A 15,073-nucleotide genomic window follows, 5' to 3' on the forward strand; every position below is an offset into this window, starting at 1 on the left:
CGGACGGACGGCGTCAGCCCATGGTCCCGCGGACAGGAACACCGACGCACCGGCCGTTGAACGGCTCGACGCGGACAGTAGCAGTGGACCTGCGGCGCCGAATCGGTCTTTGGTCGTAGGCGCGAGGCCGCGCCGGCCAGAATGGCGAATTTCCGTCCCTACGACTAAAGACCGATGCGCCTGTACCGGTGCACTGCTACTGTCCGCCCCGAGCATGCCAGTGTTTGGGAGCTTGGCTTCCCGTTTGCAGCGCATCGCGACGGGCGCCTCGTTTCGGGCGATGCTCGGCCGACGCTGGCGCGGCTTCCTTCGTCAGCACGCAGCAGGAGATAGAGATGGAAAAAACTGAACAGCCCGATCAGCGGCACGACTCGGAACAACAGATCAGACCCTTGAGCGCCGAGGAAACCCAGGTGGTCAGCGGTGGCTGGGGACCGAACCGTACCAGCATCACCTTTGCCCCCCAGAAAAACAGCCTGGTCGCCGGCAAGACGCTTTACATGCCGAAGTAGTCAGTAGGGATCCTGGCCGCATCGGACGGATGCCCAGACTGGCATCCGATTTCATAGCGCGGCGGCGCGTTCGCCGCGGCTTTTTTCCCGTGCCGGCCGGCCTTTTCTCACCACGCTTTCCTGCGCTGCCTCCAACGCCGTGACGCTCTATCGCAAACAAGCGCTTGCCGCACAACGCTCGGTCGGGCTGGGCGATATCGTCCTGATCCGGCCAGTGTCGTTCGCATTGGTCACCGCCGTGCTGGCGGGCTTCGTGCTGGCCGTCTGCCTGTTTCTTGCGTTCGGCTCGTACACCAAGCGCGCAACCGTGAGCGGCCAGCTGGCGCCCGACACCGGGCTCATCAAGCTATACGTGCCGCAGGCCGGCATCGTGCTCGAACGTCGGGTCCGGGAAGGCCAGCATGTCGCCGCAGGCGAGGTGCTCTACGTGGTATCCGGCGACCAACAAAGCGCCCTGGGTGACACCCAGGAGGCGATCAGCGGCCAGATCCGGCAGCGCGAGGAAAGCCTGCGGCTGGCGCGCCAGAAGACGCTATTGCTGCAGCAGGGCGAACACGACAACCAGGCCACGGCAGTCGCCAGCCTGAAGGCGCAGCTGGCCGCCATGGACAGCCAGATCGAGGGGCAGCGCGCCCGCATCAAATTGGCCGAAGACAGCGCGCGCCGCTATCACGGCCTGATGGAAAAAGGCTATCTTTCCGCCGAGGAGGCCGACCAGAAGCGCGCCGAACTGCTGGAACAGCGCAATCAGCTGCAAGCGCTGCTGCGCGACCGCATCGGCCTGGCCATGGACCTGTCCAACCGCCAGGCCGCGCTGGCGGACCTGGCGTTGCGGCAACAGAACCAGCTGGCCCAGCTGGACCGGGACATGGCGGACATAGCCGTGGACCTCAGCCGCAGCGAAGCCAGGCGCCGCGTCGTCATCACCGCGCCCCAGGCGGGCGTCGCGACCGCCGTAACCGCCGCCGCGGGCCAGGCCGTCGACAACAAGCGGCCGTTGGCCACCATCGTGCCCGACGGCGCCCGCCTGCAGGCCGAACTGCTGGCGCCCAGCCGCGCGGTGGGCTTCGTCGCGCCCGGCGACCGGGTGCTCATGCGCTTCGCGGCCTATCCGTATCAGACCTTCGGGCAGCAGGAGGGCGTGGTCCAGACGGTGACGCGCAGCGCCCTGCCCGAATGGCAATTGAATGAAGCCGCCGCCAACGGCGGCGCCCACGAAGACCTGTACCGGATCACGGTGTCGCTGGACACGCCCGCGCGCGGACCGCAGGGCCAGACGCTGGCACTGCGGCCCGGCATGCGGCTGGAGGCGGACATCCTGCAGCAGACGCGCCGCCTGTACCAATGGGCGTTCGATCCCGCCTACCGCCTGTCGGGGAAACTATGAACATGCTCGAACGCCTGACGCTGGGGGTCAAACGGCGCGTGCCCAGGCTGCTGCAGACCGAAGCCGCCGAATGCGGCCTGGCCTGCGTGGGCATGATCGCGGGCTATCACGGCCATGAGCAAAGCCTGGCCACCCTGCGCGGCCGCTTTCCCGTGTCGCTCAAGGGCGCGACGCTGGCCACCTTGATCCATGTCGCCAGCCAGCTGGGGCTCGCATCGCGGCCGGTCAAAGTCAGCCTGGGCGCCTTGAGCAAGCTGAAGCTGCCCTGCATCCTGCATTGGGAGTTCAATCATTTCGTGGTGCTGACCGCCATCAACGGGCGTTCGGCCACGCTGATCGATCCCGCGTCCGGCACCCGCAAATGCTCCATCGGCGAGCTGTCCGCGTCGTTCACCGGCGTCGCGCTGGAACTCTGGCCCACGCCCGATTTCCAGGAAGCCCGGGACAACAAGCGCGTGCGGCTGCGCGAGCTGACCGGCAAGGTTTCCGGCCTGGGCGGCGCGTTCTCGCAGGTACTGCTGCTGGCGCTGGCGCTGGAAGTCCTCACCGTGGTCCAGCCATTCTTCCTGCAATGGGTGGTGGACCACGTGTTGAACACCGGCGACCGCGATCTGCTGACCACCCTGGCGCTGGCCTTCGGGCTGTTGATGATCATGAAGCAGCTGACTTCGGTGGCGCGCAGCTGGATGCTGATGGTCATGGGAACCACGCTGAACCTGCAATGGCGCACCAACGTCTTCACGCATCTGCTGCGCCTGCCGGTGGCGTACTTCGAGAAACGGCACCTGGGCGACGTGGTGTCGCGCTTCGGCGCCATCGACGCCATACAGCGCACCGTGACGACCTCGTTCCTGGAGGCGGTGCTGGACGGCCTGGTCATGCTGATCACGCTGGTGCTGATGTTCCTGTACAGCCCGCCCCTGGCATGGATAGCGGTGGGCGCCATGGCGTTGTATGGGCTGGCCCGCTGGTTCGGCTATGCGCCGCTGCACTACGCCACCGAAGAACACATCGTGCACGCCGCCAAGGAGCAATCGCATTTCCTGGAAACCGTGCGCGGCGTCAAGGCAATCAAGCTGTTCCAGCATCAGGACGACCGGCGTTCCCGCTGGCTGTCGCTGTTGGTCAACGAGATCAACGCCGATCTGCGCGTGCAGAAGTGGACGCTGTTCTTCCGCACCTACAACGGCCTGCTGTTCGGCCTGTCCTCCATCGCCATACTCTGGCTGGGCGCGAGGCTGGTGCTGGAAGGCCAGTTCACCGTGGGCGCGCTGCTGGCGTTCATCGTCTACAAGACCTTGTTCGACCAGCGCGTGGCGGCGCTGCTGGACAAGCTGGTGGAGGTGAAGATGCTGCGGCTGCAAGGCGAGCGCCTGGCCGACATCGTGCGCGAAACCCCCGAACCGGCCGACGAGGCGCCGCGCATGCAGGACGGGCACGCGCGCTCGCCCGTGATCGAAGTCCGCAATCTGCGCTTCCGCTATGGACCTCAGGAACCCTATGTGCTGGACGGCGTCAGCTTCAGGATCGAACCCGGCGAATCCATCGCGATCACCGGCCCCTCTGGCGGCGGCAAGACAACCTTGATCAACATCCTGCTGGGGATCCTGGCGCCCAGCGACGGCGAAGTGTTGATCGACGGCGTGCCGGCGCGGGGAGCCGGCGCGTCGTCCCTGCGCCGTATCGCCGGCACGGTACTGCAGGACGACGTGCTGTTCGCCGGATCCATCGGCGAGAACATCAGCTTCTTCGATCCGCAATACGACGCCGACCGCGCGAGCCGCTGCGCAGCGATCGCCGCGATCCACGACGACATCTGCGCCATGCCCATGGGCTACAACACGCTGGTGGGAGACATGGGCACGGTGCTGTCCGGCGGCCAGAAGCAGCGCGTGCTGCTGGCGCGGGCTTTGTACAAGCAGCCCGCCATCCTGTTCCTGGACGAAGCCACCAGCCATCTGGACCTGGAACGCGAACGGATCGTCAACACGGCAATCGCCAGGCTCGACATGACGCGCGTGATCGTGGCGCACCGGCCCGACACGATTGCAGCGGCCGGACGCGAGATCTCGCTCGTCGCCGGCAAAGTGGCCAGCGACAGCGGGCAGTTGCCTAGACCGGCTTCCCGAACACGCCGCCGCGCCGCGCCACTAGCGTCGCCTGCGTACGATTGAGCACGCCCAGGGTGCCCAGGATGGCGGACACATGTGTCTTGACGGTCTTCTCGGTCATGTTCAGCCGTTCCGAGATTTCCTTGTTGCGCAGCCCGTCGCACATCAGGCTCAGCACTTCGCTCTGGCGTGGCGTCAACGCACGCAGCAAGGCCGCCTCGTCCTGTCCGCCTGCGGACAGGGACAAGGACGCGCTGCGCTGCGGCGGCGGCGCCCCGCTGACCGCTTCCAGCGCGGCGGCCAGCTCCTGGCAGCTGGCGGACTTGTTCAGGAAGCCCTGCGCGCCGGCCTCGAGCGCGCGGCGCCTGTCCTCGGGGTCCTGCGAGGCCGACAGCACCAGGACGCGCAGCTGTCCGCGGCGCTGACGCAAGCGCTTGAGCAGGTCGGCGCCGGCCATGTCCGGCAAATAGAAATCCATGATCACATGCTGGATCGCCGCATGCAGCTCCAACACCTCCAGCGCCTCCTGGCCACCGGCTGCGGGGTGGATCGTCAGGCCAGGGACGGTCTGGCCCAGCGCCATGACCAGCGCTTCGCGAAACATGGCGTGGTCGTCAACCAATAACACTGCCGTCATTCGGCATCTCCAGCAAGGGACGCTGCCGCTTTGGCGTGCAGCAGGTTGGTCACGCGTTCGCGCAGGGCCTGGACCTGCACCGGCTTGTGCAAGAGCGGAACGCCGCGGGCCGCGGCCTCGGTCAGCCGCGCCGGGTCAGTGTCGCCACTGACCAGCAAGGCAGGCAGATCGGGATCGTTGTATTCCTCGCGCAGCCTTTCGATCACGTGGATGCCGGTCTCGTGTTCGCGCAGCCGGTAATCCGTGACGATCAGGGCAGGCGTTTCCGCCAGCGGCAGCACGCGCTCGAGCAGCGCATTGCCGCTGGTCGCGGCGATGACGCGGCAGCCCCAACTTTCGAACAGCATGGACAGGCCCGCCAGGTTCTGCGCATCGTCATCCACCAGCAGCGCCAGCTTGCCGCGCAGGCTGTCTTCGGTTGCGGGCCCCTGGGGCAGCCTCACGCCGGCATCGCCGACGGACAGACCAGCCGCGGCGGGATCCGAAGCCGGCACCGAGACCGTGAAAACCGTGCTGCGGCCTTCTTCCGAGCGCAGCGCCAGTTCGTGGCCCAGCAGCCTGGCGGTGCGGCGCACGATGGCCAGGCCCAGACCCAGGCCCTTGCTGCGGTCGCGCTCAGGATTGGCCAGTTGATGGAACTCCCAGAAGACCCGCTCCTGCTCGGCCTTCGGAATCCCGGAGCCGTTGTCCCAGACCTCGATGCGCAAGCGATTCCCGGCCCGGCGGCACCCCACCAGGACGCGGCCGCCTGCGGAGTGCACGATGGCGTTGCTGATCAGATTGCGCAGCATGCGTTCCAGCAGCACGGGATCCGAGCGCACGCTGGCCGCGCACGGACGCACGCACAACCGTATGCCTTTCTCGCCGGCCTGCGGCGCATACTCGGCATTCAGCTGGTCCAGCAGCGGCTGCATCCTGAACGTCTCGAAGCGAGGCTCGATGACGCCCGCGTCCAGCCGCGAAAGATTCAGCAAGGCGTCGAACAGATGGCCCATCGCGGACAGCGCGCTGGTGATGTTGTCGACCAGATAACGGCCGTGCCGCGACAAGGGCTCGTTGGCCAGCAGGCCCAGGAACAGGTTCACCGCGTGCACGGGCTGGCGCAGGTCGTGGCTGGCCGCCGCCAGAAAACGGGACTTCTCCAGGTCGCTGCGTTCGGCGGCTATCTTCTCCTGGCGCACCTGTTCCAGCAGCGCCAGGTTCTCATACCCCAGCCGCAGCGCATCGAGGTGGGTGCGGTTCATGCGATGGATGAAGGCCAGGGTCGCGATCAGGTAGGCCAGGCCGCCCGTCACCAGCGCCAGATGGATGGCGGAAGGCTGCGCCGCGAGCGCGATGAACATCGGCGCGAAAGCCGGCACCTCGAACGCGTACATCACCGGCAGCATCATGTAGTTCGAATAGATGGCGCCCGTGCCCAGTCCGAACAGGATGACGATGAAGAACAGCTGGTACTCCAGCGGAACAAAAAACGTCCAATAGGCCAGAGGCAATCCCCACAGGGTGCCGGAACAAAGATTGCCGGCCAGCATGCGGCGCACCCAACGCTGCGCCGCCGACGGATCCGCGCGACGGCGGTCGTACGCCACCACCGAGACCCAGCGCAGCACACCCACCATCAGCGTGGCGCCCAGCCACAGCAGGATCTCGTGCAGGGGCAGCACGCCGACCAAGGCGAACGCGGAGAAACAGGCGCTGATCAGCGACCCGGCCAGGGCGAACGGAAAGCTTCGGCGCAATGCGTCGACCTGCACCTGATGGATGCGGGCCGCATAGGACGAACTTGGCGGCGTGGAGGCGGAAGTCTGGCCGATGGCGGGCTGCAATGGAGTGGGATCTACGTGCGAGGAACCTGCCGCTTGGGCAGGCGCGGATCGAAACGTGTGCGGATTTTAAGTCTTATTGGGTGGTTTCGACAGACGCTGCGCAACTTTCCGGCGGCCTTGACCTTCCCACCGTGGAAAACCCCAGGATTTCCGCCGTGGCCCAGGCGGACCGGCTCCATGCCCACGCGCCTGCGGCCAGCACCGTGCCCGCGGCGTTCTGACGCGTCGGGCTCGAGCCGACGGCCTATTTGCAACGACTTGGTGAAAGGATCCCGATGAAACTGCCCGCATCCAGGCAAGAGCTCCTGCGCAACATCTGCGACCGCCACAGACAGTTCCGCATAGAAGCGGCCACCATACGCGCAAGCCTTTACCGCAAGACGGCGGAGGTGGGGCACGCCCGGCGCCTGCACACCGATGCCGCAACGGTGCTGATCGACGTGATGCTTTGGAACACGATGATTCTGCAGCTCGCCGCAGCCGGGACGAGGGGGGCCGGCGCCCCCTACTACAGCCGCGAGGCCGTACTGGACAGGGTCGGCCGCCTGGCTCGCCCGTTCAGGCGCGATTTCACCGCCTGCACGCTTCACAACCTGCACGAACTAACCAGACTCGGCCAGGAGCGCGTGGTCGGTTGCGTAGCCCGTCATTCGGACGCCGCTCTCTTCGCCCCCTCGGGCGAGAGAGCCGAAACCCTCGGCGGTCAGCTCCAGATCTTCACGGGCATGGCCTACGCCAACGCCTTGTCGAAGCTGCGCGCCTGGAAGCAGGCGGTATAGCCTGCATCACGGCAAGGCCCCGGGGGCCTGGCAACGTTCCCCCGGGGTTCACGCAATTGGCGGGTTCCTATGCTCCGGCAGGCGCCGGCACCGTCTGCTCGGACCACCCGCCTCCCAACGCCTTGTACAGGTCGATCAGGTTGTTCAAGCGCGTGAGGCGGGTACGCACCAGGATCTGCTGCGCGCCGTATAGCGAGCGATAGGCCTCGAGCAAGGTGAGATAGTCATCCATGCCTTCCTGAAAGCGCAGCTCCGCCAGCTCGTACGCGCTGCGGCTGGCGGCCACGGCCAACTGCTCTGAACGGATCTGGTCGTCGAGCGTGCGCTTGCCCGCCAATCCATCGGCCACCTCGCGGAATGCCACCTGAATGGCCTGCTCGTAGTTGGCGATCTCCAGGCGCTTCTTTACGTGCGCCACGTCCAGATTGGCCAGCAAGGCGCCTCCCCGGAAGATGGGCAGCGTGATCTGCGGCAGGAATGCCCAGGCCCGCGATCCGGAATCGAACAAGCCATCCAGGGAGGCGCTGGCGGTTCCCGCCGAGCCCGTCAGGCTGATCGCCGGCAGAAAAGCCGCGCGCGCCGCGCCGATATTGGCATTCGCTCCACGCAGCATCTGCTCTGCCGCGCGTATGTCAGGCCGGCGGACCAGCAGATCGGAGGGCAGTCCGGCCGGCAGATCCGGCGGAACAATACCGTCCGGCAGCGTCGTCGCGGCATCCAGCTGGCTGGACAGCACGGGCGTCAGCGGCTGCCCCAGCAGCAGCACCAGCGCGTTGCGGTCCCTGGAAACTTGGCGGGTGTAGGCGGAACGGTTGGCCTCTGCGTTGCGCAACGTAATCTCGGCCAGGCGCAGGTCGAGCTGCGTCGAGTGGCCGGCCGCGGCCAGGTCAGCCGTCAGATCGTACGAGCGCTGCTGCGTGGCCAGGGTATCTTCCGTCAGCCGCAACAGCTCCTGGTCCGCGCGCAGCGTCAGGTAGGCATTGGCCACTTCGGCCACCAGGCTCAGCTGGGTCGCGATCCGGTTCTCCTCGAGCGCCAGATACGAGGCCAAGGCCTGGTCGCTGAGGCTGCGGATGCGGCCCCAGAGATCCAGCTCCCAGGCGGTCGTCACGCCGGCCACGTCATAGCGTTTTGCGACCTGGCCGTCCCGCGCGGCTCCGAGGTCGCCCGGAATGCGCTCGGATGCGCCGCCGGCCGCGACGCTCAGGTTCGGCAGCAGTGCCGCGCGCTGGATCCGGTAGAGCGCCTGGGCCGCTTCGACGTTGAGCGCGGCGCGGCGCATATCCCGGTTGTTGAGCAGCGAGATTTCTATCAATTGCTGCAACAGCGGATCACGGAAGAAGTCGCGCCATCCTATGTCGGCCGCGGCCATCGCATCGGGACCTTGCCGCACGTCCTGGGCATCCGAGGAATAGGCTGTGTCGATGGGCGCAGCAGGACGTTCGTACTTCGGTGCCAGGGAACAGCCGGTCAACGCGACCGCCAGCGTCAGCGGCGCGAGCATCGAGCCGAGCCGGGAGCGGATGTAAAAGTGCTTCATGTGGATATTCCTCCTGGCCATCATGCGTGCTGCCTGCCTGAACGGCCTGAGACCCGCCGGGCTTCCCGGCGCAGCGCCAGCTTGCGCACCACGACGTAGAACACCGGCGTGAGCAGCAAGCCGAACAGGGTCACTCCCACCATCCCCGCGAACACGGCGATACCCATGGCATGGCGCATCTCCGCGCCAGCGCCCGTGGCAAGCACCAGCGGCACCACGCCGGCGATGAAGGCGAACGAAGTCATCAGGATGGGACGCAGGCGCAACCGGGCCGCCTCCAGGACCGCCGTCAGCGGATCGGCCCCTTCGTCTTCCTTGCTGCGGGCAAATTCCACGATCAGGATGGCATTCTTTGCCGCCAGGCCGACCAGCACCACGAAGCCGATCTGCGTGAAGATGTTGTTGTCCCCGCCGGACAGCCAGACGCCGCCTATCGCCGAGAGCAAGGCCATGGGCGCGATGAGCAGCACGGCAAACGGCAGCGACCAGCTGTTGTACTGGGCAGCAAGAATGAGGAAAGCCAGCAGCACCGCCAGGGGGAAGATGTACAGCGCCGAATTGCCGGCCTGCTTCTCCTGGTAGACGAGGTCCGTCCACGCATGGGTCATGCCTTCGGGCAGCGTCTCACGCACGATGCGCTCTATCGCATCGGTCGCCTGCCCCGAGGAATATCCCGGCGCGGGACCGCCGCTGATGTCCGCCGATGGAAAACCGTTGTAGCGAATGACCCTGTCCGGGCCCGACCCGCGTGTCAGCGTCACAAACGCGCTCAGGGGAATCATCTCGCCGCTGCCGTTGCGCACCTTGAGCATCCCGATGTCGCCGGCCTGCATGCGGAACGGCGCGTCGGCCTGCGCCATGACCCGGTAGGTGCGTCCGAAACGGTTGAAGTCATTGACATAGAGCGATCCCAGATTGATTTGCAGGGTCTCGAACACGTCCGTCAACGACACCCCCAGCGACTTAGCCTTCACGCGATCGATGTCCACCTGCAACTGCGGCGCATTGGTCTGGAAACTGGCCAGCATGTTGGCCAGTTCGGGCGCCTGCATGGCCTTCGCCATGATCTGCCCCTGCGCCTGCGCCAGCGCCTCGAACCCCAATCCTGCGCGGTCTTCGATCTGCAGCTTGAAGCCGCCCATGGCCCCCAGGCCCGGCACGGGAGGCGGCGGGAAGATGCCGACGAACCCGTCCGGAATCTGGCTGAACTTGCCCATCAGCTTTCCGGCGATGGCGTTGGCGGAAAGCGAAGGATCCTGGCGTTCGTCGAAGGGTTTGAGCATGGCGAACATCAGCGCGGAGTTCGGCACGTTCACCGGACCGTTGACCGAAAGCCCGGGGAAGGCAACCACGCTTTCCACGCCGGGTTCGGCCAGCGCGATCTCGGACATCTGCTTCACAACCGCTTCTGTGCGGTCGAGCGAGGCGCCGCTGGGCAACTGGGCGATGCCCACCAGGAAGTACTTGTCCTGGGCCGGCACGAAGCCGTTCGGCACCTGGTGAAAGCCCAGCCAGGTCAGGCCGACGAAGCCGGCGTACAGCAGCAGCACGATGGCGCTGCCGCGCACCGCCCGGCGCACCGTTCCGACGTAGGCATTCGAGGCGCCGTCGAAGAAGACATTGAAGCGCCGGAAAAACCCGCCCAAAGTCTTGCCCATGAGACGCGTGAGCCAGTCGGCCTTGGCCGTATCCTGATGCGGTTTCAGCAGGATGGCCGCAAGCGCCGGCGACAGCGTGAGGGAATTGATGGCGGAGAGTATGGTCGAAATGGCGATGGTCAGCGCGAACTGGCGATAGAACTCGCCTTGCAGCCCGGACAGGAAAGCCGAGGGAATGAAGACTGCCGCCAGCACCGAGGTGATCGCAATGATTGGCCCGGTCACCTCATCCATGGCCTTGATCGCGGCCTGCCGGGGGGATTCACCCAGGGCCATGTGCCGCTCGACGTTTTCAACCACCACGATGGCGTCGTCCACCACGATGCCGATCGACAGCACCAGGCCGAACAGTGACAAGGTGTTGAGCGAAAAGCCGAACATGTGCATCAGCGCGAAGGTTCCCACCAACGACACGGGCACGGCCACCAGGGGAATGATGGACGCTCGCCAGGTCTGCAGGAACAGCACCACCACGATGACGACCAGGAGGATGGCCTCCAGCAGCGTGACCGCCACCGATTGCAACGAGGCGCGCACGAAGACCGTGGGGTCATAGGCGATCCGGTACTCCACATCCTGCGGGAAGCCCTGCTGCAACTCCTGCATCCTGGCTCGGACCGCGTTGGAGACGTCGATGGCGTTGGCGCCGGGACTCTGGATAATCTGCAGGGCAGGCGCCGATTCGCCATTGATCAGGCTGCGCAAGGTGTAGGCGTCCGCCCCCAACGACACGCGCGCGACGTCGCGCAGCCGGGTGATCTGGCCATCGGCGCCCGTCTTCACGACGATCTCGCCGAACTGTTCCGCGCTTGTCAGGCGCCCCAGCGTGTTGACCGTCACCTGGTAGGCCGCCGAGGTATCCGGCTGCTGGCCCACCGACCCCGCGGCGACCTGCACGTTCTGCTCCCGCAGGGCGGCGACCACGTCGCTGGCGGTCAGACCGCGCGCGGCCACGCTGGCGGGATCCAGCCAGACGCGCATGGAATACTCCCCGGCGCCCCAGACCAGGACGTCGCCCACGCCGGGCAGGCGCGCGAGTTCGTCGCGTACCTGCCGGATGGCGAAGTTCGACAAGTAGAGCGAGTCGTAGCGCTTTTCCGGCGAAGCGAGGTGCACCACCATCAACACGTCGGGCGAGGTTTTCTGCGTCACCACCCCGATGCGCTGCACTTCCTGCGGCAAGCGCGGCAAGGCGCGCGAGACCCGGTTCTGCACCTGGATCTGCGCCATGTCCGGGTCCGTGCCCTGCTTGAACGCGATGGTGAGCACCATCTGGCCGTCGACCGCCATCTGGGAACTCATGTACAGCATGCCTTCCACGCCGTTGATCACCTGTTCCAGCGGCGCCGCCACCGTATCGGCGATCACTTCCGGATTGGCGCCGGGATAGCTCGCCGTCACTTGTACCGTGGGCGGCGTGACGGCGGGGTATTCGCTCAGCGGCAGCTGCCAGAACGCGATGCCGCCCGCCAGCAGCATCAGCAGCGACAGGACGATGGCGAAGATCGGCCTGGCAATGAAGAAGTGGGGAAATTTCATGGCCGGGCCTCCACGGCGGCTACCTGCTGCATGGGCACCAAGCGAGGCGTGACCGTCATACCGGGACGCACCAGCCCTTTGATGATGATCTTCTCTCCGGCCTGCAAGCCGGTACTGATCACGCGCAGGCCGTCCGCCATCTGGCCAAGCTCGACCACGCGGTACTGGGCCTGATTGTCCGGGCCCACGACCAGGACGTAGTTCTTGCCTTGGTCCGTGCCCACCGCCAGGTCATCGACCAGAATGGCCGCACGCTCGGCGCCAGTAGCCAGCCTGGCGCGCGCGAACAGCCCCGGAGCCAGCAGGCCATCGGGGTTCGGCACGACGGCGCGGGCGCGGATCGTGCCGGTGCCGCGGTCGATCTGGTTGCCCACGAAATCGAGCGCGCCCTGATGAGGAAAGCCCTGGTCCGTCGCCAGCGCCACGGCGACCGGCAGCGACGGCTTGCCGCTGCGGGAATCGGGCCGGGCCAGTCGCACGGCGTTGAGGTAGGTCGCTTCGTCTATGTCGAAGTACACATGGACGGGGTCGATCGACACGATCGTGGTCAGCAGATTGGCCACGCCCGCCGCCCCGCCGTTGACCAGGTTGCCTTCGGTCACCATGATCCGGTCCACACGCCCGGATATCGGCGCCGTGATGCGCGCATAGGACAGGTCGAGCCGCGCCGCCGCCACGGCGGCCTTGGCCACCAGGATCTCCGCCTGGCGGGCGTTGCGCGCGGACACGGCGTCGTCGTAGGTCTTGCGCGACACCGCGCCGGTCGCCACCAGCCGCTGGGCGCGGTCGAAATCGGCCTGGGCCTGGCTGGCCAGCGCCTCGGCCTGGCGCAGCTGCGCCGTGGCCGTGTCGAGCGCCACCTGGAATGGCCGCGGATCGATCTGGAACAGCTGTTGCCCTTTGCGCACCAGGCCGCCCTCGGGAACGCTGACGGCATCGACCGCGCCGCTGACGCGCGACCGCAGTTCAACCGTCTCCGGAGCCGCCAGGTATCCCGTGAAGTCGGTCGATGGCGCGATGACGCGCTGGATCACCTCGGCAACCGGTACCTGCGGCGCCATCGGCGCGGTCGCGGAAGGCGGCTTGCTTTTATCTCCGGACGATTCACCGGCCGCCCACGCAATGGTTCCGGCCGCCGCGATGGCTCCGACCGCGACAGCAATTCTGAATTTTCGACGCATCGACATGTCCCTTCTGTACAGCAGGGCTTCGGCCCTTCCGAAGCGCTCTGCAGGAATTCGGCAAGGCTAGGCATTCCAACGACAGGAAGGTCAAGCATGCGCTGGCGGATTCCGCGGGCTATTGACCTTGCAATCGTTGGAAGGAATAGATTTGGCCCGCCATCTGAAAGGCGAAGGGCATCTTGATGCCGCCCACACCCATCTGAAGCAATTGGAGCAACCATGCAGAACCGCTCTCGCGATGAGCATCAATCCCACACGGCGAGGCCCGCAATCACGGCTGCGCTCATTGAGGGAGCCTCGAAATGAGCAGCAAGACAGTGGATATCCGGCAAGCGCGAACCCGGCTACCGGTTCCGGACGGCCACACCATACTCGAAGCAGCGTTGCAAAATGGCGTTGCCTATCCGCACGGCTGCCGCTCCGGCCGCTGCGGCAGCTGCAAATCGCGCCTGATCGAAGGCGAAGTGGAAATGCTGCCGCACTCGCGCTACGCGTTGACGGAAGAAGAAAAGCGCAGCGGCTTCATCCTGGCGTGCCGCGCGGTTCCGAAGACCGATGCGGCGGTGGCCTGGCTTGGGGACGACGACGAAGCAGCCGCGGCGCCAATCCAGAATGTGGAAGGGACCGTCGTTTCCATGGACGAACTGACCCACGACATCAGGCGCGTCAGGATCCGGCCCGACGGAACGGACACATTGGCGTTCGCCGCCGGGCAGTATGCCGACATCACGTTCGGGCAGTCGCCAACTCGCAGCTACTCAATGGCCAACAGGCCGGGCGATTCCGTACTGGAATTCCACATCCGCCGTGTTCCAGGCGGCGTCACCTCGAACCATGTCCACACTGCGCTGAAAGCGGGCGAACGCGTCGCGCTGCGCGCCCCGCTCGGCGCCTCGCATCTACGCGAACAGCATCCCGGACCGATGCTCTGCATCGCGGGAGGATCGGGATTGGCTCCCATCCATTCGATCGTCGAAACCGCGCTCGCGCACGGCATGAGGCAACCGATTCATGTCTACTTCGGCGCTCGCATGGAGCGGGATCTTTACTTCGTCCGGAATTTTGAGGAATTGGCGCGCCGCCACCCCAACCTGAGTTTTGTGCCGGTGCTGTCCGAGGCTCAAGCCACGTCATACCGGACCGGCCACGTCACGCAAGCCGTCAGTGCAGACCTGGCGGACCTGAAAAGCTGGAAAGCCTATGTCGCCGGCCCTCCGGCGATGGTGGAAGCTGCGATGGCCCTGGCGTCCGAGCGCGGGCTGGACGCCCAGGATATGCATGCCGACGTTTTCTTTACGCCACAGTAACTCGCCGGGCTGGATGCCCAGCGGCCGCCGACACGCTTGACCTTCCCATGTTGGAAAGCCTTAGTCTTCTCTCAAGCCACTACCCTTTCCTTTGAGCAAGGAGACTCCCATGAACATCGGCGAAGCATCCAAGACCTCCAAGGTGTCGGCAAAGATGATCCGCTACTACGAGCAGATCGGCCTGATACCCGCGGCGCAGCGGAACTCGTCCGGCTACCGCGCCTACAACCGGATCGATGTTCACCGGCTGCACTTCATCCGCCGCGCCCGCAATCTGGGCTTTTCAGTCGCCGAGACCAAGGATCTGCTGGGCCTGTGGCATGACCAGTCGCGCCAAAGCGCGGACGTCAAGCACGTGGCCCAGGAACACCTGGCCGAACTGGACCGGCGCATCGAAAGCATGCGGCAGATGGCAGAAACGCTCAAGGCGCTGATCCGCTGTTGCGCGGGCGACGATCGTCCCAATTGCCCCATCCTGCACACGCTCGAGCAGCCGGACGACAAAGAGCAGGAACCCGCCGCCCGCACCGGCGCCGTGCCGCGGCGCCGTCGCGCCGGCACGTCGGACGAACCCGCATCAGCTTGCTGATCGC

Annotated in this window: 11 protein-coding genes; 6 read left to right on the forward strand and 5 right to left on the reverse strand. The window is 66.1% G+C overall.

The features are described from left to right. The first annotated feature begins 335 nt into the window (after positions 1 to 335). From BRO63_RS34120 to BRO63_RS01080, 3 genes are all read left to right on the forward strand, one after another. Positions 336 to 512, forward strand: a complete 177-nt coding sequence (locus BRO63_RS34120; protein ID WP_179215010.1) for a hypothetical protein — start codon at positions 336 to 338, stop codon at positions 510 to 512. 139 nt (positions 513 to 651) lie between these two features. After that, positions 652 to 1,899 carry an HlyD family secretion protein gene (locus BRO63_RS01075; RefSeq protein ID WP_088138134.1) on the forward strand — a complete coding sequence of 416 codons (1,248 nt, stop codon included), beginning with the start codon at positions 652 to 654 and terminating at the stop codon, positions 1,897 to 1,899. Then, positions 1,896 to 4,073, forward strand: coding sequence for a peptidase domain-containing ABC transporter (locus tag BRO63_RS01080; RefSeq protein WP_256943218.1), 2,178 nt, complete (start codon positions 1,896 to 1,898; stop codon positions 4,071 to 4,073). Before BRO63_RS01075 ends, BRO63_RS01080 begins: the two co-directional genes overlap by 4 nt. Here the strand turns inward: BRO63_RS01080 and BRO63_RS01085 are convergent. After that, on the reverse strand, positions 4,012 to 4,647 hold the full coding sequence (locus tag BRO63_RS01085; RefSeq protein ID WP_088138136.1) for a response regulator transcription factor: 636 nt from the start codon (positions 4,645 to 4,647) through the stop codon (positions 4,012 to 4,014). The genes BRO63_RS01080 and BRO63_RS01085 overlap by 62 nt on opposite strands. After that, on the reverse strand, positions 4,644 to 6,473 hold the full coding sequence (locus tag BRO63_RS01090; RefSeq protein WP_088138137.1) for an ATP-binding response regulator: 1,830 nt from the start codon (positions 6,471 to 6,473) through the stop codon (positions 4,644 to 4,646). Before BRO63_RS01090 ends, BRO63_RS01085 begins: the two co-directional genes overlap by 4 nt. A gap of 275 nt (positions 6,474 to 6,748) precedes the next feature. Between BRO63_RS01090 and BRO63_RS01100 the strand changes: the two genes are divergently transcribed. Next, complete coding sequence (locus BRO63_RS01100) at positions 6,749 to 7,252, forward strand: ClbS/DfsB family four-helix bundle protein (RefSeq protein ID WP_088138139.1); 504 nt, start codon at positions 6,749 to 6,751, stop codon at positions 7,250 to 7,252. A gap of 67 nt (positions 7,253 to 7,319) precedes the next feature. Here the strand turns inward: BRO63_RS01100 and BRO63_RS01105 are convergent, their stop codons facing one another. The 3 genes from BRO63_RS01105 to BRO63_RS01115 are packed head-to-tail and all read right to left on the reverse strand — an operon-like array spanning position 7,320 to position 13,050. Beyond that, complete coding sequence (locus tag BRO63_RS01105) at positions 7,320 to 8,792, reverse strand: efflux transporter outer membrane subunit (protein ID WP_088138140.1); 1,473 nt, start codon at positions 8,790 to 8,792, stop codon at positions 7,320 to 7,322. A gap of 20 nt (positions 8,793 to 8,812) precedes the next feature. Next, on the reverse strand, positions 8,813 to 11,989 hold the full coding sequence (locus BRO63_RS01110) for an efflux RND transporter permease subunit (protein ID WP_088138141.1): 3,177 nt from the start codon (positions 11,987 to 11,989) through the stop codon (positions 8,813 to 8,815). After that, a complete protein-coding gene (locus tag BRO63_RS01115; RefSeq protein ID WP_306425662.1) occupies positions 11,986 to 13,050 on the reverse strand; it encodes an efflux RND transporter periplasmic adaptor subunit in 1,065 nt (354 codons plus the stop codon). Before BRO63_RS01115 ends, BRO63_RS01110 begins: the two co-directional genes overlap by 4 nt. Before the next feature lie 425 nt (positions 13,051 to 13,475). Here BRO63_RS01115 and BRO63_RS01120 point away from each other — a divergent pair, with 425 nt between their 5' ends. Continuing rightward, positions 13,476 to 14,480, forward strand: a complete 1,005-nt coding sequence (locus BRO63_RS01120; RefSeq protein WP_088138142.1) for a 2Fe-2S iron-sulfur cluster-binding protein — start codon at positions 13,476 to 13,478, stop codon at positions 14,478 to 14,480. 109 nt (positions 14,481 to 14,589) lie between these two features. Beyond that, on the forward strand, positions 14,590 to 15,069 hold the full coding sequence (gene cueR, locus BRO63_RS01125) for a Cu(I)-responsive transcriptional regulator (protein ID WP_088138143.1): 480 nt from the start codon (positions 14,590 to 14,592) through the stop codon (positions 15,067 to 15,069). Positions 15,070 to 15,073 lie beyond the last annotated feature (4 nt).

The organism is Achromobacter xylosoxidans (genome assembly GCF_002192695.1).
GTDB classification, from domain to species: domain Bacteria; phylum Pseudomonadota; class Gammaproteobacteria; order Burkholderiales; family Burkholderiaceae_B; genus Achromobacter; species Achromobacter xylosoxidans_C.